The sequence below is a fragment of the Bradyrhizobium sp. 61 genome (assembly GCF_023073075.1).
In the GTDB taxonomy this organism is placed as follows: Bacteria; Pseudomonadota; Alphaproteobacteria; order Rhizobiales; family Xanthobacteraceae; genus Bradyrhizobium; species Bradyrhizobium barranii.
Genome location: NZ_JADPIU010000064.1, coordinates 268,662 through 286,722, shown reverse-complemented (window position 1 = coordinate 286,722; position 18,061 = coordinate 268,662). Strand labels below are relative to the sequence as shown.

The 18,061-nt window shown below is 66.6% G+C and carries 17 protein-coding genes and 2 riboswitches; of the genes, 15 read left to right on the top strand and 2 right to left on the bottom strand.

Going from position 1 to position 18,061, the window contains the following annotated elements; all coding sequences use genetic code 11:
- Window position 1: 1 nt before the first annotated feature.
- Complete coding sequence (locus IVB46_RS23140; protein WP_247308747.1) at window positions 2-733, top strand: precorrin-2 C(20)-methyltransferase; 732 nt, start codon at window positions 2-4, stop codon at window positions 731-733.
- The gene (gene cobJ / locus IVB46_RS23135; protein WP_247308748.1) at window positions 730-1,464 is read left to right on the top strand and encodes a precorrin-3B C(17)-methyltransferase; all 735 of its coding nucleotides are present in this window, start codon (window positions 730-732) and stop codon (window positions 1,462-1,464) included. Before IVB46_RS23140 ends, cobJ begins: the two co-directional genes overlap by 4 nt.
- Here the strand turns inward: cobJ and IVB46_RS23130 are convergent.
- The gene (locus IVB46_RS23130) at window positions 1,440-2,186 is read right to left on the bottom strand and encodes a cobalt-precorrin-6A reductase (protein ID WP_247308749.1); all 747 of its coding nucleotides are present in this window, start codon (window positions 2,184-2,186) and stop codon (window positions 1,440-1,442) included. The two genes, cobJ and IVB46_RS23130, sit on opposite strands and share 25 nt — an antisense overlap.
- On the opposite strand from IVB46_RS23130, the gene cbiE reads away from it, so the two are divergent.
- The 8 genes from cbiE to cobT all read left to right on the top strand — a co-directional run bounded on the left by cbiE (window position 2,185) and on the right by cobT (window position 9,385).
- Window positions 2,185-3,366, top strand: a complete 1,182-nt coding sequence (gene cbiE, locus IVB46_RS23125) for a precorrin-6y C5,15-methyltransferase (decarboxylating) subunit CbiE (RefSeq protein WP_247308750.1) — start codon at window positions 2,185-2,187, stop codon at window positions 3,364-3,366. The two genes, IVB46_RS23130 and cbiE, sit on opposite strands and share 2 nt — an antisense overlap.
- Window positions 3,363-3,731 carry a cobalamin biosynthesis protein gene (locus IVB46_RS23120; protein ID WP_247308751.1) on the top strand — a complete coding sequence of 123 codons (369 nt, stop codon included), beginning with the start codon at window positions 3,363-3,365 and terminating at the stop codon, window positions 3,729-3,731. The genes cbiE and IVB46_RS23120 overlap by 4 nt, the downstream gene beginning before the upstream one ends.
- A complete protein-coding gene (gene cobM / locus IVB46_RS23115; RefSeq protein ID WP_247308752.1) occupies window positions 3,728-4,510 on the top strand; it encodes a precorrin-4 C(11)-methyltransferase in 783 nt (260 codons plus the stop codon). The genes IVB46_RS23120 and cobM overlap by 4 nt, the downstream gene beginning before the upstream one ends.
- Entirely contained in the window at window positions 4,510-5,820 is a 1,311-nt protein-coding gene (locus tag IVB46_RS23110; RefSeq protein ID WP_247308753.1) for a cobyrinate a,c-diamide synthase, read from the top strand. Before cobM ends, IVB46_RS23110 begins: the two co-directional genes overlap by 1 nt.
- Window positions 5,817-6,548: a uroporphyrinogen-III C-methyltransferase gene (cobA, locus tag IVB46_RS23105; RefSeq protein ID WP_247308754.1), complete on the top strand. Its 732-nt coding sequence runs from the start codon at window positions 5,817-5,819 to the stop codon at window positions 6,546-6,548. The genes IVB46_RS23110 and cobA overlap by 4 nt, the downstream gene beginning before the upstream one ends.
- A gap of 45 nt (window positions 6,549-6,593) precedes the next feature.
- Window positions 6,594-6,812, top strand: a riboswitch (cobalamin riboswitch).
- Window positions 6,813-6,848: 36 nt separating this feature from the next.
- On the top strand, window positions 6,849-7,526 hold the full coding sequence (locus IVB46_RS23100) for an energy-coupling factor ABC transporter permease (protein ID WP_063984424.1): 678 nt from the start codon (window positions 6,849-6,851) through the stop codon (window positions 7,524-7,526).
- Between the two features lie 46 nt (window positions 7,527-7,572).
- A complete protein-coding gene (gene cobF, locus IVB46_RS23095; protein WP_247308756.1) occupies window positions 7,573-8,322 on the top strand; it encodes a precorrin-6A synthase (deacetylating) in 750 nt (249 codons plus the stop codon).
- A 10-nt stretch (window positions 8,323-8,332) separates the two neighbouring features.
- Window positions 8,333-9,385 carry a nicotinate-nucleotide--dimethylbenzimidazole phosphoribosyltransferase gene (cobT, locus tag IVB46_RS23090; RefSeq protein WP_247343529.1) on the top strand — a complete coding sequence of 351 codons (1,053 nt, stop codon included), beginning with the start codon at window positions 8,333-8,335 and terminating at the stop codon, window positions 9,383-9,385.
- 6 nt (window positions 9,386-9,391) lie between these two features.
- Here the strand turns inward: cobT and IVB46_RS23085 are convergent, their stop codons facing one another.
- On the bottom strand, window positions 9,392-9,964 hold the full coding sequence (locus IVB46_RS23085; protein WP_247308760.1) for a histidine phosphatase family protein: 573 nt from the start codon (window positions 9,962-9,964) through the stop codon (window positions 9,392-9,394).
- A gap of 71 nt (window positions 9,965-10,035) precedes the next feature.
- Window positions 10,036-10,238, top strand: a riboswitch (cobalamin riboswitch).
- A 114-nt stretch (window positions 10,239-10,352) separates the two neighbouring features.
- Between IVB46_RS23085 and IVB46_RS23080 the strand changes: the two genes are divergently transcribed.
- The 5 genes from IVB46_RS23080 (at window position 10,353) to IVB46_RS23060 (ending at window position 18,054) form a co-directional block, all read left to right on the top strand.
- On the top strand, window positions 10,353-12,725 hold the full coding sequence (locus IVB46_RS23080; RefSeq protein ID WP_247308762.1) for a TonB-dependent receptor: 2,373 nt from the start codon (window positions 10,353-10,355) through the stop codon (window positions 12,723-12,725).
- A gap of 12 nt (window positions 12,726-12,737) precedes the next feature.
- A complete protein-coding gene (locus tag IVB46_RS23075) occupies window positions 12,738-14,159 on the top strand; it encodes a PepSY domain-containing protein (RefSeq protein WP_247308764.1) in 1,422 nt (473 codons plus the stop codon).
- A 120-nt stretch (window positions 14,160-14,279) separates the two neighbouring features.
- Window positions 14,280-15,020, top strand: a complete 741-nt coding sequence (locus IVB46_RS23070; protein ID WP_247308766.1) for an aspartate/glutamate racemase family protein — start codon at window positions 14,280-14,282, stop codon at window positions 15,018-15,020.
- Between the two features lie 11 nt (window positions 15,021-15,031).
- On the top strand, window positions 15,032-16,441 hold the full coding sequence (gene hydA / locus IVB46_RS23065) for a dihydropyrimidinase (protein WP_247309118.1): 1,410 nt from the start codon (window positions 15,032-15,034) through the stop codon (window positions 16,439-16,441).
- Between the two features lie 179 nt (window positions 16,442-16,620).
- Window positions 16,621-18,054, top strand: a complete 1,434-nt coding sequence (locus tag IVB46_RS23060) for an NAD-dependent succinate-semialdehyde dehydrogenase (RefSeq protein WP_038934240.1) — start codon at window positions 16,621-16,623, stop codon at window positions 18,052-18,054.
- Window positions 18,055-18,061: the final 7 nt, after the last annotated feature.

Here is an 18,061-nt window from a genome sequence, read left to right as displayed (position 1 = left end):
CATGGGACGCATCATCTGCTGCGGTCTCGGCCCCGGTGCCCCTGATATGATGAGCGTGCGCGCCGACCGGACGGTGCGCGGCGCGAAACATGTCGCCTATTTTCGCAAGAAGGGTCGGCCCGGCCAGGCGCGGCGGATCGTCGAAGGCATGTTGTCCTCCGACGTCACCGAATACGCAATGGAATATCCGGTTACGACGGAGCTCGCTTTCGATAGCCCGGAATATGTGCAGCTGCTGGCCGGCTTCTACGACGAATGGGCGGAACGGCTGGCGCGGCTTTCGCGGGCGGTCGACGTCGTCGTGCTCTGCGAGGGCGATCCCTACTTTTACGGCTCCTTCATGCATCTGCACACGCGCCTGCAAGGCCGTGTCGAGATCGAGGTGATCGCGGGCATTCCCGGCATGGTCGGCTGCTGGAACGGCGTCGGCCGGCCGATCGCGCTTGGTGACGACGTGACGACGGTGCTGATGGGCACGCTCGCGGAAGACGAGCTCGAACGGCGCATGCGCGATTCCGATGCGCTGGTCATCATGAAGACCGGCCGCAATCTCGCAAAGGTGCGCCGCGCGCTGGCTTCCGCCGGCCGGCTGGACGATGCCTGGCTGGTCGAGCGTGGCACCATGCCGGGCGAGCGCGTGGTCCGGCTTGCCGAGATCGATGCCGCCGAGTGTCCTTATTTTGCGATCGTACTCGTGCACGGTAAAGGCCGGCATCTGGACGCCGCCGAATGACGGGCACGCTGACCATCGCGGGCCTCGGGCCGGGCAGCGATGCGCTGGTGACGCCTGAGGTCTCCGCCGCGCTTGCCGCCGCGACGGATATTCTGGGCTATGCGCCCTATGTTGCGCGCGTGCCGCCGCGGGCAGGGCTCGCCTTGCATCCTTCCGACAATCGCGAAGAACTGCAGCGCGCGGGCGAGGCCCTGCGGCTTGCGGCCGAAGGCGGGCAGGTCGTCGTCGTCTCCTCCGGCGATCCCGGCGTCTTCGCGATGGCGTCGGCCGTGTTCGAGGCGCTCGAACAGGCGCCGCAATGGCGCGAGCTTCCCATTCGCGTTTTGCCTGGCATCACCGCGATGCTGGCGGCGGCCGCGCGCGCTGGTGCGCCGCTCGGCCATGATTTCTGCGCGATCAATCTCTCCGACAATCTCAAGCCGTGGGCGGTGATCGAGAATCGCCTGCGGCTCGCCGCCGAAGCCGACTTCTCGATTGCGATGTACAATCCGCGCTCGGCAAGCCGGCCGGAGGGATTTGGCCGCGCGCTCACAGTTTTGAAAGAAGCCGGCTGCGGCGAGCGCCTCGTGATTTTCGCGCGCGCGATCAGCACGTCGGACGAGCGGATCGAAACTGTCGCGCTGAACGACGCGCGGCCCGAGATGGCCGACATGCGCACGCTGGTGATCGTCGGCAATTCGCAGACGCGCCGCGTCGGCCGCTGGGTCTATGCCCCGAGGCAGGCGCGATGACCGAGCCACTGCATGATCTCGGTCACGCTCTCAACCCGCTGGCGATCGGGCAGCTCCGGTCGCTCGATCATGATCACGGGCAGGCCGAGCATGCGGGCCGCGTCGATCTTGGCGCGTGCGCCATCGCCGCCGGAATTGCGGGCGACGATCCACGCGATGCTGCGCGCGCGCATCATGTCGAGCTCGCCGTCGAACGTGAACGGCCCGCGCGAGACGATCACGTCCGCAGCGAAGGGCAGCGGTGCTTCGGGCGGATCGACGAACCGCAGCGTGTAGGTGTGCTGTGGCTTGCTCGCGAATGGCGCGATGTGCTGCCGGCCGATGGCGAGGAACACGTTTGCGGGCGACTCGGGCAGCGCGGCGGCTGCGGCGGTGACGTCGGCGACTTCGATCCAGTTGTCGCCGGGCGCCCTCGTCCAAGGCGCGCGCTCGAGCGCGATCAGCGGCGTGCCCGTTTGCGCGCACGCCTGGACCGCGTGGCGGCTCATCTCGGCAGCGAAGGGATGCGTGGCGTCGATCACATGCGTGATGCGCTCACGGCGAATATAGTCGGCCAGCCCGCTCACGCCGCCGAAGCCACCGATGCGGGTCGGCAGCGGCTGATCGGCGGGCGCGCGCGTTCGGCCGCCATAGGAATACACGGCGTCGATGCGCGCGCGTGCGACTTCCGAGGCGAGCAAGCTCGCATCGGCGGTTCCGCCCAGAATGAGGGCGCGCGTCATGGCTGATCCCTGGCTGACCATCATCGGTATCGGCGAAGATGGCCTTGCCGGGCTGTCCGAAGCAAGCCGAAAGGCGCTCGCCAGGGCAGAAACTGTTTTTGGTGGCGAGCGTCATCTCGCGCTTGCTGACGTGGAGGGGCGCGGTCGCCCGTGGCCGGTGCCGTTCGACGCAGACATCGTGGTGAGCTGCCGCGGCCGGCCGACGGTGGTGCTCGCCTCCGGCGATCCGTTCTGGCACGGCGCGGGTGCAAGTCTCGCCGAGAAGCTCGATGCCAACGAGTGGATCGCGCATTCGGCGCCATCGACCTTCTCGCTCGCCGCCGCGCGGCTCGGCTGGCGCCTCGAAGCCATCGCCTGTCTCGGGCTTCATGCCGCGCCGTTCGAGCGTCTCGTGCCGCATCTGGTCCGAGGTGCGCGCATCATTTGCCTCGTGCGCGACGGCAAGGCGGCCGGTGAGCTCGCCAAATGGCTGAGCGAGCGCGGGTGGGGCGCCTCGGCGTTCTGGACCCTCGCCGCGCTCGGCGGGCCGCGCGAAAGTATCGCTGAGCATCGTGCCGACAGCTTTGCGGGCGATCTGGGCGAAAACCTGGTCGCAGTAGCGGTCGAGGCGAGGGGCGGGCAAGGCATTCCCAGCAGCTCCGGCCTGTCAGACGATCTCTTTGCTCACGACGGCCAGATCACCAAGCGGCCGGTGCGCGCGCTGGCGCTCTCGGCGCTGGCGCCGCGTCACGGCGAGCGGCTGTGGGATATCGGCGCCGGCTCGGGTTCGATCTCGGTCGAATGGGCGCTGTGCGGCGGGACGGCGAGCGCCATCGAGGCGCGCGAGGATCGTGCCGCGAATATCCGCGGCAATGCGGCAGCGTTCGGATTGGCGCATCGGATCACGATCGTAACGGGGGCCGCGCCGGGCGCTCTCGCCGGACTGGAAGCGCCGGATGCCGTCTTCATCGGTGGCGGTCTCGATATCGCAATGTTCGATGCCATCTGGTCACGGCTCTCGCCGGGTGCGCGGCTCGTCGCGCATGCGGTGACGCTGGAGACGGAGGCACTGCTCGGCGAACTGCACCAGCGCCACGGCGGCGAATTGATGCGGGTCGAGATTGCCCATGCCGCGCCGCTCGGCCGCTACCGGTCCTGGGAAGCGTCGCGGCCCGTGGTGCAATGGAGTGCGGTTCGATGAAAGTCGCCGGACTCGGATTCAAGAAGGATGTCACGCTGGCTTCGCTGCGCGAGGCGCTGCTGGCGGCGGGTGGTCCTGAAGGCCTTGCAGCGGTCGCGACTGTCAGCGACAAGGCCGACGCGGAAGCGCTAAAGCAGCTCGCGCGCGAATGCGGTGTGCCGATCAAGGCGGTCTCGGCTGAAGCGTTGGCCAACATCCATACGCCGACGCAGTCAAAACTCGTCGCGGAAAGGTTCGGCACCGGCTCGGTCGCTGAAGCCGCTGCGCTCGTTGCGGCTGGCCCTCGCGCGCGATTGATTGCGACGCGGGCGATCTCGCGGGATCGCACCGCGACCGCCGCGATCGCGGAAGGAGACGGCGCATGACGGTGCACTTCATCGGTGCAGGGCCGGGCGCTCCGGATTTGCTGACGTTGCGCGGACGCGACCTGATCGCGGTCTGTCCGGTCTGCCTCTATGCGGGCTCGCTGGTGCCCGAGGGCGTGCTGGCGCATTGCCCGCCCGGTGCGCGCATCGTCAACACCGCGCCGCTGTCGCTCGACGAGATCATCGCGGAGATCGCGGCCGCGCATGCCGCCGGCAAGGATGTTGCCCGCTTGCATTCCGGCGATCTCGCGATCTGGTCGGCGATGGGCGAGCAGCTGCGACGTCTGCGCGCGCTCGGCATTCCCTACACGGTCACGCCGGGCGTGCCGTCCTTCTCGGCCGCCGCAGCCGCGCTGGAGACCGAGCTGACGCTGCCCGGTCTTGCCCAGTCAGTCGTGCTGACGCGCACGCCGGGCCGCGCCAGCGCAATGCCTGAGGGCGAAAAGCTCGCAGCGTTTGCCGCCACCGGTGCGGTGCTCGCGATCCATCTGTCGATCCATCTGCTCGACAAGGTCATCGCCGAGCTGACGCCGCATTACGGCGCGGATTGCCCCGTCGCGATCGTCTGGCGCGCGAGCTGGCCGGACCAGCGCATCGTTCGCGCCACGCTGGCGACGCTCGATGCCGCCGTCGGCACCGAGATGGAGCGCACCGCACTCATTTTGGTTGGCAAGACGCTCGGCGCTGCGGATTTTGACGAGAGCCGCCTCTATGCCGTCGACTACGACCGCCGCTATCGGCCGGTCGGTGCCGAACCGCGCTTTCCGGAGGCATCGTGATGCCGGCAGGGCTCGTCATCTCTGCGCCGGCCTCCGGCGTCGGCAAGACCACGCTGACGCTGGCGCTGGCGCGCGCCTGGCGCAATCGCGGATTGAACGTGCAGTGTTTCAAGAGCGGACCCGACTATATCGATCCCGCCTTCCATGCCGCTGCGACGGGGCGCGCTTCCGTCAACGTCGATAGCTGGGCAATGGATCGCGAGACGATTGCTCATCTCGTCGGTCGCGGCACTGATGCCGATGTCGTGCTCGCGGAGGGCTCGATGGGCCTGTTCGACGGCGTCGCCGCGCGCGGCGTCTCCGGCACCGGCGCCACCGCCGACATTGCGGAGATGCTGGGCTGGCCGGTGCTGCTGGTGATCGATCCCTCCGGACAGGCGCAGACGGCGGCGGCGATCGCCGCAGGCCTTCGTGACTATCGCGCCGGTGTGCGCCTTGCCGGCGTGGTGCTCAACCGCGTCGCCAGCCCACGTCATGAAGATCTTGTGCGGCGTGCACTCAACGACGCCGGCATCGCCGTGTTCGGCGCGCTGCCGCGTCATGCCGAGATCAGCCTGCCGAAACGGCATCTCGGCCTGGTGCAGGCCGAGGAGCAGGCCGAGATCGGCAAGCTGATCGACGAAGCCGCGCGCTTCGTCGCCGAACACGTCGATCTCGACGCGGTGCTGCGGGCGGCCGCCGCCTGGTCGCCGCAACCGGCGGCAAACGGCATGAATGTGACGCCGCCCGGCCAGCGCATTGCGCTTGCCCGCGATGCCGCGTTCTCCTTCATCTATCCGCACATGCTGGAAGCCTGGCGCGCGGCGGGCGCCGAGATCTCGACATTCTCGCCGCTTGCCGATGAAGCGCCCGATGCCAGCGCCGATGTCTGCTGGCTGCCCGGCGGCTATCCCGAGCTACACGCGGGGAAGATCGCGGCCAATGCCCGCTTTCGCAGCGGCTTGCGCGCCTTCGCTGACACACGGCCGGTGCACGGCGAATGCGGAGGCTATATGGTGCTGGGAACCGCACTGACCGATGCCGACGGCGTCCGTCATGAGATGACGGGCCTGCTCGGACTGGAGACGAGCTTTGCCAAGCGCCGCATGCATCTCGGCTATCGTCTCGCTGCACTCGCCGCGCCGATGCCGGGGCATCAGGCCGGCGCGCGCCTGCGCGGTCATGAGTTCCACTATTCGACGATTGTCGCACAGCCGGATACGCCGCTCGCGGTCGTGCACGATGCAACAGGCGCGATCATCGCCGAGACCGGCTCGCGCCGCGGTCATGCCACCGGCACGTTCTTCCACCTGATCGCGGAGGACCGGTGAGCGGTTTTGTCACTTTCATCTCGGCCGGCCCCGGCGACCCCGAGCTCCTCACGCTCAAAGGCGCCGCGCGGCTGCGCGATGCCGACGTCGTACTCTATGACGACCTCGCCTCGGGCGCGATCCTCGATCTGGCCCGGCCCGGCGCCAATCTCGTCGCGGTCGGGAAGCGGGCAGGGCGGCCCTCGACCAAGCAGCACCACGTCAACCGCCTGCTGATCGACTACGCCGCGGCCGGCGTCCGTGTGGTGCGGCTGAAATCGGGCGATGCCGGTATCTTTGGCCGGCTCGAGGAGGAGCTGGAGGCGCTGCGCGAAGCCGGCATCGGCTACGAGATCATTCCCGGAATCACCTCGGCCTGTGTCGCCGCCGCGCAAGCCGGCATTCCCCTGACCCGGCGCCACACCTCGCGCCGGGTGCAGTTCGTGACCGGGGCCGATGTCACCGGCGAGCTGCCGCAGAATTTGAACTGGGCGGCGCTGGCGGATCCCGAAGCGACCACCGTGGTCTATATGGGCCGGCGCACCTTTCCGGCGCTTGTCGCAAAATTGATCGAGCACGGCCTCGCGCCGGATACCTCGGCGCTGTTCGCCGAATCCCTCGGTCGTCCCGACGAGCGGCTGGTCCGCACCACCATTGCCGAGCTGGCCGAACAGCTTGCGCGGGGTGGCGCTGCCTCGACGGCCGCCGTGATCCTGTTCGGCGCGCTGGCGGGCGATTATCCGTCATGACCGTCCCGGCCGCCCTTCGCCCCTTGACGCCCGGCTGGCGAAAGGGGCACACAGGAGAGGCATGGTGCTCGAGGCGGCGCAAACCGCCGGAGCATAATCGGGAATGGGGGTGGGCGGACAGTTGCGCCGCCCAAAACCCCAGCCGCCCCCGCGACTGTAAGCGGTGAGGGGCTCCGATCAGCCACTGGGCCGCAAGGCCCGGGAAGGCCGGAGAACCCCAGTGAACCGCGAGCCAGGAGACCGGCCGTGCATGTTTTGTGGCCAAGGCCGTCGGGTGTGACGGCAGGAAGGAACTGAACCATGCATATCGAACCCGGAGTCGTATCGGGCGCCAAGCTCGTGTTGAGTTACGCAACCGGCATCGCCGTCGGCGGCGTTGCGCTGAAGCTCGCGGTCGAGACCGTGCGCGAGCAGGGCATCACGTCGTTCGCGGCGCGGACGCTCGCCACCACGGGCCTCGTGTTCGTCTTCTTCGAGATCCTGCCGCACTTCCCGGTCGGCGTCTCCGAGGTGCACTTCATCCTTGGCTCGACCCTGTTCCTGCTGTTTGGGGCGGCGCCGGCGGCCTTCGGCCTTGCGTTCGGACTGTTGTTCCAGGGCATCTTCTTCGAGCCGCCCGATCTGCCGCAATTCGGCATGAACGTCACCACGCTGCTGGTGCCGCTGTTCGGGATCCAGGCGATCGCCGCGCGGATCATTGCCCGCAACACCGCCTATGTCGATCTCAGGTATCGCCAGGCGCTGGCGCTGTCGACCACGTATCAGGCCGGCGTCATCGCCTGGGTTGCGTTCTGGGCGCTCTATGGCTCCGGCTTCGGTGCGACCAACCTCGTCAACATCGCGACCTTCGCGGCCTCCTACGCGCTCGTCATCGTGATCGAGCCGCTGGCCGACCTCGGTGTGCTGGCGCTGGCGAAGTCGCTGCGCGGCGTCACCGCGCCCGGCCTCGTTACCCCGCGTTTGCATAACGCGGCTTGAGAGACAAGCGAACGGGCGGCCGTGATGGCCGCCCTTCGCACTCACGATGCTGACACTCTCCCTGATAGGCATCGGTTGCGGCGATCCCGGGCAGCTTACGCGCGCCGCCGTTCAAGCCATCAACGCGGCCGATCTCATCCTGATCCCGCGCAAGGGGACGGCGAAGTCCGATCTCGCAGATCTCAGGCGGACGATCTGCGCGGATGTGCTCACCAATCAAACGACGCGCATTGCCGAGTTCGATCTTCCCGTGCGCGATGCCGGTGAAGCGGATTATCACAAGGGCGTGGACGATTGGCACGAGGCCGTGGCCGCGGCCTGGTCGCAGACGATCGCCAGCCATCTCGGTGATGATGGCAAGGTCGCGCTGCTGATCTGGGGCGATCCCTCACTGTATGATTCCTCGCTGCGCATCGCGCGGCGGCTCGATCCCTTGCCTGATATCGAGGTCGTGCCCGGCATCACCTCGATCCAGGCGCTGTGCGCGGCGCATGCGCTGCCGCTCAACGACATCGGCGAGCCTTTCCTGGTCACGACGGGACGCCGCTTGCGCGAAGGCGGCTGGCCGCAGGGCGTCGATACCGTGGTGGTGATGCTCGACGGCAGCACGGCATTCCAGTCGCTCGATCCGGCCGGGCTGAACATCTGGTGGGGCGCTTATCTCGGCATGCCCGATCAGATCGTCATGTCGGGCGTTCTGGCCGAGATCGGCCCGCGCATCGTCGCCGCGCGACAGGATGCGCGCGAACGGCATGGCTGGATCATGGACAGCTACATTCTCAAGCGCAGGCCGTAAGCGAGGCAGCATGCTCCCCGATTGGGTCACCCGGAAATGCCCCGATGTCTCCGCCGTCCATCGCGAGGCGGCGCTCGCGCGTCAGGCGCAACTCACAAAACCGGCCGGCGCGCTCGGCCGGCTGGAGCAGCTTGCGGTCGAGCTTGCGGGCCTGCAGGCGACCGAGCAGCCGCGCGCCGCGCGAGTGCCGATCATCGTCTTCGCCGGCGATCACGGCATCGTCGCGCAGGGCGTGTCGGCCTATCCGCAAGGAGTGACCATCGCGATGATGGCGAATTTTGCCTCGGGCGGTGCCGCGATCTCGGTGCTGGCGCGTGAGCTTGGCTCAAACCTTGAGGTCGTCGACGCCGGTACGCTGGCGCAGGAGGCGATGGCAGGAATCGTCACCGACAAGCCGCGCAGCGGCACGCGCGACTTCAGCGTGGAAGCAGCGCTCACCCCCACGGAGCTGGCATTCGCCTTCGAAGCCGGTCAGCGCGCAGTCGCGCGCGCAGAAGCCAGCAGGCCCGATCTTCTGATCTTCGGCGAGATGGGCATCGGCAATACCACGACGTCGGCCGCGATTGCGGCGAGCCTGCTCGGCATCAGTGCCGAGGAGATCGCGGGCTGCGGTACCGGCGTCGACGCGGCCGGCCGCGCGCACAAGGCGCGCGTGATCGACGCTGCGATCGCGCGTCGCGGCGTTGCAGGCGCTTCGCCGGAAAAGATCCTGTGCGCCGTCGGCGGCCTCGAAATCGCGGCGATTTGCGGCGCCATCATTGCGGCTGCGCAAGCCCGCATTCCCGTGTTGATCGATGGCTTCATCGTATCGGTGGCAGCGCTGGCGGCGGTGCGGCTGAACCCGTCGTGCCAGCCATTCCTGCTGCCGTCGCATCAATCGGCGGAGCAGGGGCATCGGCTGGTGCTGCGTGCGCTGAACGTGCAGCCGTTGATCAGCCTCGATCTCAGGCTCGGCGAAGGATCGGGTGCGGCCATCTCGCTGCCACTGGTGCGGCTCGCGTGCAGCCTTCACAACGACATGGCGACCTTCGCGCAGGCCAATGTGCCGGATCGCCCGGCCTGATCCGGCTCAAGCCGCGCGCTGATTGACCGCGATGACGCGCCAGCCCGTGGCGAGCCGGTCGATCCGGGTCAGTGACAACGGATCGATCACGAAGCGTAGGGCCGCTTGTGGTGTCAGATCCAGCGCAATGCAGAGCGCGGCGCGGATGGTGCCGGAGTGAACGACGAGCGTTGCGGAGCCGGCGCCGATTTGCGCGAGACCCAGTCGGACGCGCGCGACCTGATCCTCAAAACTTTCGCCGCCCGGCGGCCGCGCGTGCGCCGGATCGCTCCAGAACTGCGCATAGGTCTCCCCGCCGGTCGCAGCGAGTTCGTCATGCCGCCGGCCGGTCCAGTCGCCAAAATCCTGCTCGCCAAATTCGGGCACCAACGCGGGTTCGAGTCCCAGCGCGCGCGCCGTCTCAACCGTACGTCGCGCCGGGCTCACCAAGCTCGCAGCATCTGGCGGAAGCCTCTGCCGCAACGCCTCCAGTTGCACGCGATCGCCGAGATCGGCGGGCGCGTCGGCCGCGTGGATCGTCCCTTTGACGCCGTCGACGGGCGCATGCCGTATCAGCCAGAGGAAGGTCTCGCCTTCCATGCCTATCTCCAAGGAAGTTGGTCGCTGTGGTAATAACGTCGCACCGGCACATTGACTCTGTCTTGTCGGTAATCCTAGATGGCTTTGACGGTTTCCCCGAGTGGGGATGAAAAGGGAATGCGGTGCGGGGATTTTGTCCCCAATGCCGCGGCTGCCCCCGCAACTGTAAGCGGCGAATCTTGCGTCACGAGCCACTGGGTATCTCGGTCCCGGGAAGGCGATGCAAGGTACTGACCCGCGAGCCAGGAGACCTGCCGTCAGCCGTGGTCACACGCGAAGATGTCGGTCGGGGAGTACAGACATTCGGCTTCATCGGAAGGCTCAAAGGCCGGAGGTGGGACCTGGTTCGCTGTGACGTGCCACTGACGTCATACCGAGGTCCCGAACTGTGTCTTCCATTCGTCTTGTACGACCGCGTTGCTTCCTGCTCGCTTCCGCCGCGCTTACTTCATTTGCAGTCGCCGATCTGCCCGCAGCGCTGGCGCAGCAGGCCCGCGAGCCGCTGCCGCCGGTCGAGGTGTCGCCCGCCCAATCCCGCAAACCGGCAAAGCCGGCGGCCCGGGACGCGCAGAGCCCACGCCGCGCAGCATCGCGCAGGCCCGCGGCCGCATCGGCCGCGGCCAAGCCCGTCGTGCCGACCGCGGCGGCGCAGACGCCGCTCAACACCAATGTGGTTGCCGAGAGCGCCTCGCGCCTCGGCCTGACCGTGCAGGAGACACCCGCGACCGTCGAAGTCATCTCGGCCGCGACCATGCGGGAGCAGGGCTATCGCACCGTGTCGGAGGTTGCGCAGGGCGCGGTCGGTGTCACCTCGGGCGACAATCCGGCCGAGCCCGCGGCTTTCTCCATGCGTGGCTTCACCAACAGCCAGATCAACATGCTCTACAACGGCATCAAGATCGGTCCGCAGAACATGACCTCGCGGATCACGGATACGGCCAATCTCGCAGCCGTGGAATTTTTGAAAGGTCCGGCCTCGCTGATGTCGGGCGAAGGTGCCGCCGGTGGCGCAATCAACTTGATCACGAAGCAGCCACACACCGGGCCGATCCGGAATGAGGCTGACTTTTCCTGGGATTCGCTCAACTCGTTCGGCGTCCACTACGGTTCGGGCGGCAGCACCAATTTGCAGGGGCTGGACTACCGCTTCGACATCAGCCGCGCCTCGCTCAATGGCTTTGCCGACGACACCAATACCAAGACGCTGGATGTGTCCGGTCAGCTCAATTACCGCATCTCCGACAGCCTCAAGATATGGGGCGCGATCGAGTACCGGGAAGATCGCTCGAAGGCCTATTGGGGCGCACCGCTAGTACCGATCGCCTTCAGCGGTTCGCATGCGACGAGCGGCATTGTTTCGGGCAATTACGTCTCGAACTTCAACAAAACGAATCTCGGTGCGATCACGATCGACGATCGTACCTTCAACACCAATTACAACGTTCTCGACAACCGCAACGTGGCACAAGAGGTGTGGCTGCGCGGCGGCTTCGAACTGAAGCTGGCGCCTGACCTGACGCTGAAGAGCCAAGCCTATGCCTATGGCGCGGAGCGTACCTGGTTCAACAACGAGATCGAGGCTTTCAATGCCAGTACGGGCCTGCCCAACTCGAACATGGTCGATCGCGAGCGCTTCTATGTTGCACATAGCCAACGCCTTGTCGGCAACATTACCGACCTGATTTGGGACGCTAATATCGCAGGCTTCGACAACCGCCTGGTCACGACACTTTCGTCCAGCTATCTCGATTTCGTCAGGCCAGGCGCGGCCAACTTCCCGGACGATTACGTTTCGCTCGTCAATCCCGACCGTGGCCTTTACGGCCTGCTCACGACGCAGCAGCAGACCGCGCGCATCGACAACGAGGCGCTGTCGTTCGAGGACCGGGTGAAGCTCACGCGAACCTTCGCGCTGGTCGGCGGCCTCCGCGTCGAGCATATCGGGCTTGACCGCAACTCGACCGACGCCGCCGGGCTGGAAAAGGCGAACTTCCCGTTCTCGAAGTCCTGGGCACCAGTGACGGGGCGCATCGGCTACACCTGGGACGCCGTTCCCGGCGTGACCTTCTTCAGCCAGTACGCCACCGGCGCCGACGTCTCAGCCAACAACATCTTCCTGCTTGGGCCAGCCCAGCCGCTCGACCTGACGACCTCGCGCACCTATGAGACGGGCGTCAAGCATCTGTTGTGGAACAACAGGGCGGAATGGTCGTTCTCGGCCTACGATATCCAGCGCAAGAACGTCTATGCGGCGGCTGGCGGCATGCAGCTCAACATCGCGGGACGGCAGGAGTCGAAGGGCGTCGAGCTCGCCGCGGCCGTGCGCCCGATCGAGCCCCTGCGGCTCTGGGGCAACATCGCCTATGTCGATGCACGCTATGCCGACTACAATTTTGCCGGTGGTTCGTTCTCCGGCAACACGCCGCCGAACGTGCCGCGTGTCGTGGCCAATGCCGGTGCGTCGTACCGGTTCTTCACGCCCTGGCCGGTGGAGCTCGGCATCACGGGCCGCTATGTCGGTGACCGCTACAACACCGATGCCAACGTCGTGACGATGAAGGCCTACACCGTCGCCGACGTCTACGCCTTCGTCGACATCCCGAAGACGGTGTTCAACGCGGTCGACCAGGCCCGTCTGGGCTTCCGCGTGCGCAACATCACCGACAAGCGCTACGCGATCTGGGGCGATCCGTTCTATCCCGACCAGATCCTGCTCGGCGCGCCCAGGACCTATGAGCTCTCGGCCGCGTTCAAATGGTAGGGCGCTGACCACATGATGAACGCGATCGTGCTGCTGCATCGCTGGCTCGGGATCGCGTTCTGCCTGCTGTTCGCGATGTGGTTCGCGAGCGGAATCGTGATGCACTTCGTCCCGTTTCCGTCATTGACGGAGGCGGAGCGCTTTTCCGGACTTACGCCGGTTGATCGCGGAGAGGTGAGGATTACGGTCGCGGATGCCGTCGCCGCGAGCGAGATCGCGGACGCCACGCGCGTTCGCCTGGTCCAGCGGAGCGACGGGCCGGTCTATGTCGTGTCGGACCGGTCGCGTGTGGGCGCGGTCCATGCCTCCGACGGACGGGGTGCATCGGTGACGTCCGCCGACGTCGCGGTCGGTATCGCGCGGGATCATGCCCGGCAACGCGCGCTCGATGCCGCGCGGGCGGCGATGATTTCGGGCGCGGATTATGATCAATGGAGCGTACCCAACGGCTTTGATCGACACCGGCCTCTGTTGCGCGTCGCTCTTGGCGATGCGGCCGGAACCGAGGTCTATGTCTCCTCGCGCAGCGGCGAAGTCGTGCTGGATACGACCCGCAGCGAGCGCGGGTGGAATTGGGCCGGCAGCGTCCTGCACTGGATCTATCCGACGGTCCTGAGGAGCAACTGGTCCCTTTGGGATCAGGTGGTCTCGACATTGTCGCTGGTGGCTTTTATCGCCGCGACGTTCGGCGCGGTGCTCGGAATTATCAGGATCAGGATTCGAGGGCGTCGGGTCTCGTCGCCTTATCGCGGCTGGCACGCACTGCATCACATCATTGGTCTCGTCGCGACCGTTTTCGTGCTGACCTGGAGTTTCAGTGGCTGGCTCTCGATGGATCACGGCCGGCTGTTCTCGCGCGGGGAGCTGACCCCGACCGAAGCGGGCGTGGTGTATGCCGCGCCTGACTGGACGACGGCCCCACCGGTCGGTCAGCCGTCGGCTCGCGAAGTCGAATGGTTCGCAGTCAACGGTGTTGTCTACCGGCGCGACCGGACTGGCCTTGCCAGTCAGACCTTGACCAAAACGGGGGAGGCGATCCGCAGCCGGCAGGTGGCATTCCTCGGCGAGAAGGATGTCCATGACCTGACGACGCGCCTTGCGCCGGGCTGTGGCGACCCATCCGTTCTGGCCGACAATGACGACTATCCCGCGCACTCCGTTGTCCCCGGAGCGCCCGTCTATCGCTCCCGATGCGGCGACCTCTGGTTCGACATCGACGGTGCCGACGGCCGCGTGCTGCAAAGACTGGATGCCTCGCGGCGGGCCTATCGCTGGTTCTATAGCGCGCTTCACACGCTCGATTTTCCCGTTCTCATGGCGCATCCGCGTCTGCGCGATATCCTGGTCGTCGGGCTCTGCTTGCTAGGGCTGGCATTTTCCGTCACTGGCATTGTCATCGGCTGGCGGCGCTTGCGGTCGACCTTCGCGGCTTGAGCTGCGTATCGAACAAATCATATGCGCCATGCAAATTGCGGGTTGCGCGGGCGATGGCAGGCGCGGATGATCGTCCGAGGGGCGCAGCGGTGCGCTCTCTCAATGGGGCGATCGTGATCGATGTCAATTCAGCGCAAGCGCCTCGGCATGATGACCCCATCGTCCAACTCGGTGCTGGAGCCCGTCACCAATTCCATGCTGCATGGCGTGGCCGGCGTCACCGCTCATTTCTCGCGCTTCCGCGTTACCGAGATCGCGCTCGATGCCGCGGCGCTGAATCAGTTCGACGCCTCGGTGATGCTGCCGGCGGCGGATCTGCTGGCGGATGCCAGGGTCGATGCCATTGCCTGGAACGGCACGTCGGCGAGCTGGCTCGGTACCGGCCGCGACCGGAGCCTGTGCGAGGCGATCGCGGCGCGGACCGGAATCCCGGCGACGACCTCGACGCTCGCCTGCATCGACGCCGTCCGCGCGCTCGGCGCCGGACGCGTCGGCCTGGTTCCACCCTATACGGACGACGTGCAACGGCGGATCGGCGATGTCTGGGTCGAGGAGGGGATCGCCCCTCACGCCGAGCGGCATCTCGGCCTGCGCGATAACTTTTCCTTCGGTGAGGTCACGCCCGCGACGATCGCCGACATGATCCGCGCGGTCGCGGCGGACGGCGCCGATGCCGTCGTCATTCTCTGCACCAATCTCGACGGCGCCGCGCTGGCGGCCTCGCTCGAACGGGAGTTGGGCATCGCCGTGCTGGACTCGGTCGCGGTCACGTTGTGGCGGACGCTCGAACTCGCCGGTGGCGACATCGCGGCCCTTGCGGCGTGGGGCCGGATCTTCCAGACATCAGCGATCATCAAGTGACGGAGACGCCTGTGACGCAGCTCGATCTCGCCATTCGCGGCGGCACCATCGTGACGGCCAGCGACGAGTTTCGCGCCGATATCGGCATTCGCGACGGACGCATCGTCAACATCGCCGACCGCATTGAAGGTGCGGCGCGCGAAATCGACGCGACAGGTCTGCTGGCGCTGCCGGGCGGGATTGACAGCCATGTTCACATCTCCCAGGCCTCCGGCTCCGACGTGGTGATGGCCGACGATTTTGCTTCGGCAACGCGCGCGGCGGCGGCCGGCGGCAACACCATGGTGCTGCCCTTCGCGCTCCAGGAGAAGGGGACGTCGCTGCGCACCTGCGTCGAGAACTACCGCAAGCTCGCCGAGGGCGAATGCTACATCGATACCGCCTTCCACCTCATCATCTCCGACCCCACCGCGGTCGTGCTCGGGCAGGAGCTGCCGGCTCTCGTCAAGGACGGCTACACCTCGTTCAAGGTGTTCATGACCTATGACGACCTCGTGCTCAGCGACAAGCAGTTGCTGGAAGTGTTCGACGTCGCGCGCCGCGAGGAGGCGCTGGTCATGGTCCATTGCGAGGGCTACGACGCGATCCGTTTCCTCACCGCCAAGCTCGAACGCGAGGGCCACATCGCGCCCTATTATCACGGCGTGTCGCGGCCGCAGGCCGTCGAGCGCGAGGCGACGCATCGCGCCATCAGCCATGCCGAGGTGATCGGCGTTCCCATCATGATCGTCCACGTCTCCGGGCGCGAGGCGATGGAGCAGGTGCGCTGGGCCCAGCAGCGCGGACTGCCGGTGCATGCCGAGACCTGTCCGCAATACATCACGCTGACGGCCGACGACATGAAGGGCCTGAACATGGACATGTCAGGCGCAAAGTATGTCTGCTCGCCGCCGCCGCGCGATGCCGAAAGCCAGCAGGCGATCTGGGAAGGCATCACCACCGGTGTGTTCCAGACCTTCTCGTCCGATCACTGCCCGTTCCGCTACGACGATCCCAAGGGTAAGCTGGCGCCGAATTCCCGCACCTCGTTCCGCTGGGTGCCGAACGGCATTCCCGGCGTCGAGACCCGGCTGCCGATCCTGTTCTCGGAGGGCGTCTCGAAGGGACGGATCAGCTTGCAGAAATTCGTCGAGCTGACCGCGACCAACCATGCGCGGATCTACGGGCTCTATCCGCGCAAGGGCTCGATCGGCGTCGGCTTCGACGCCGACGTCGTTCTATGGGATCCCAAATTGAAGAAGCCGATCCGGCAGGCCGACCTGCACCACGGCGCGGACTATACGCCGTGGGAAGGCTTCGACGTCACCGGCTGGCCCGTCACCACCATCGCGCGGGGCCGCGTGGTGTACGAGAAGGGCAGGATCGTCGGCGACAAGGGTGCGGGCGAGGTGCTCAGCCGCGGCAAGTCGAGCCTGGTGTGACGGAAAAATAATCGCATCGGGACGACGCCATGTCGTCTGTTGCGCATACCATCCTCGCGCTGCTGCGACATCATTGATCCCTTTTCGCCGGCCGCCTTTCGGTGTAGCTCTGCGCCCACTTGTTAGGCGACCGGGCGCCAATGCTGATCGCCGCCGAAATCATGCAGGAGACACCAGGGATGTACCCGAAAGTTCAGATGTTCATCGCCGGCGAGTGGACCGACGGCACCTCCGGCAAGTCGGAGGACATCCTCAACCCCGCCACCGGCCAGCCGATCGGCAAGACCCCGCACGCGTCGCGCCAGGACCTTGACCGCGCGCTGGAGGCCGCCAAGGCCGGCTTCGAGATCTGGCGAAAGACTTCGCCGTTCGACCGCTACAAGCTGATGCGCAAGGCCGCCGACATCATCCGCTCGCGCGCCGCCGAGATCGCACCCGTGATGACCATGGAGCAGGGCAAGCCGGTCGTGGAAGCGCAGGGCGAGACCATGCTCGCCGGCGACCTCATCGACTGGTTCTCGGAAGAAGCCCGCCGCGCCTATGGCCGCATCGTGCCGCCGCGGATGGGCAACGTCTCCCAGCTCGTGACCAAGGAGCCGGTCGGCCCGGTCGCCGCGTTCACGCCCTGGAATTTCCCGATCAACCAGGCGGTCCGCAAGATCTCGGCCGCGCTTGCCGCCGGCTGCTCGATCATCGTCAAGGGCCCGGAAGAGACGCCTGCAAGCTGCATGGAGCTGGTGCGCGCCTATGCCGACGCGGGCATTCCGGCCGGCGTCGTCCAGCTGGTGTTCGGCGTGCCGTCGGAAGTGTCGGAATATCTCATTCCGCACCCGATCATCCGCAAGATCAGTTTCACGGGCTCGACCGCGGTCGGCAAGCATCTGGCCGCACTCGCGGGCCTGCACATGAAGCGCGTCACCATGGAGCTCGGCGGCCACGCGCCGGCGATCGTGTTCGCGGACGCGGACCTCGACAACGCCGCCAAGATTCTCTCGGCCAACAAGTTCCGCAATGCCGGCCAGGTCTGCGTCTCGCCGACGCGCTTCCTGGTGCATGAGAGCGTGTATCAGCCCTTCGTCGACAAGTTCGTCGCGGCCGCCAAGAGCCTCAAGGTCGGCAACGGCCTCGACAAGGACACCCGCATGGGCCCGCTGGCAAACCCGCGACGCGTCGACGCCATGGAAGGTCTGGTCTCCGATGCTGTCCAGCGCGGCGCCAAGGTCCAGGCCGGCGGCAAACGCATCGGCAACGAAGGCTTCTTCTTCGAGCCGACTGTGATCACCGACGTGCCGCGCGATGCCCGCATCATGAACGAGGAGCCGTTCGGACCGCTTGCCCCGATCACCTCGTTCCGCAGCTATGACGAGGTGGTGGCCGAGGCGAACCGCCTGCCTTACGGCCTTGCGGCCTATGCCTACACGACCTCGACCAAGACGATGCAGGCGATCGGCTCCGACATCGAGAGCGGCATGGTCTCGATCAACCACCATGGCCTCGCGTTGCCGGAAGTGCCGTTCGGCGGCATCAAGGATTCTGGCTACGGCTCCGAGGGCGGCCTCGAGGCGATCGAGGGTTATCTCAACACGAAGTTCGTGACGCAGGCGAGCGCGTAAAGAAAAG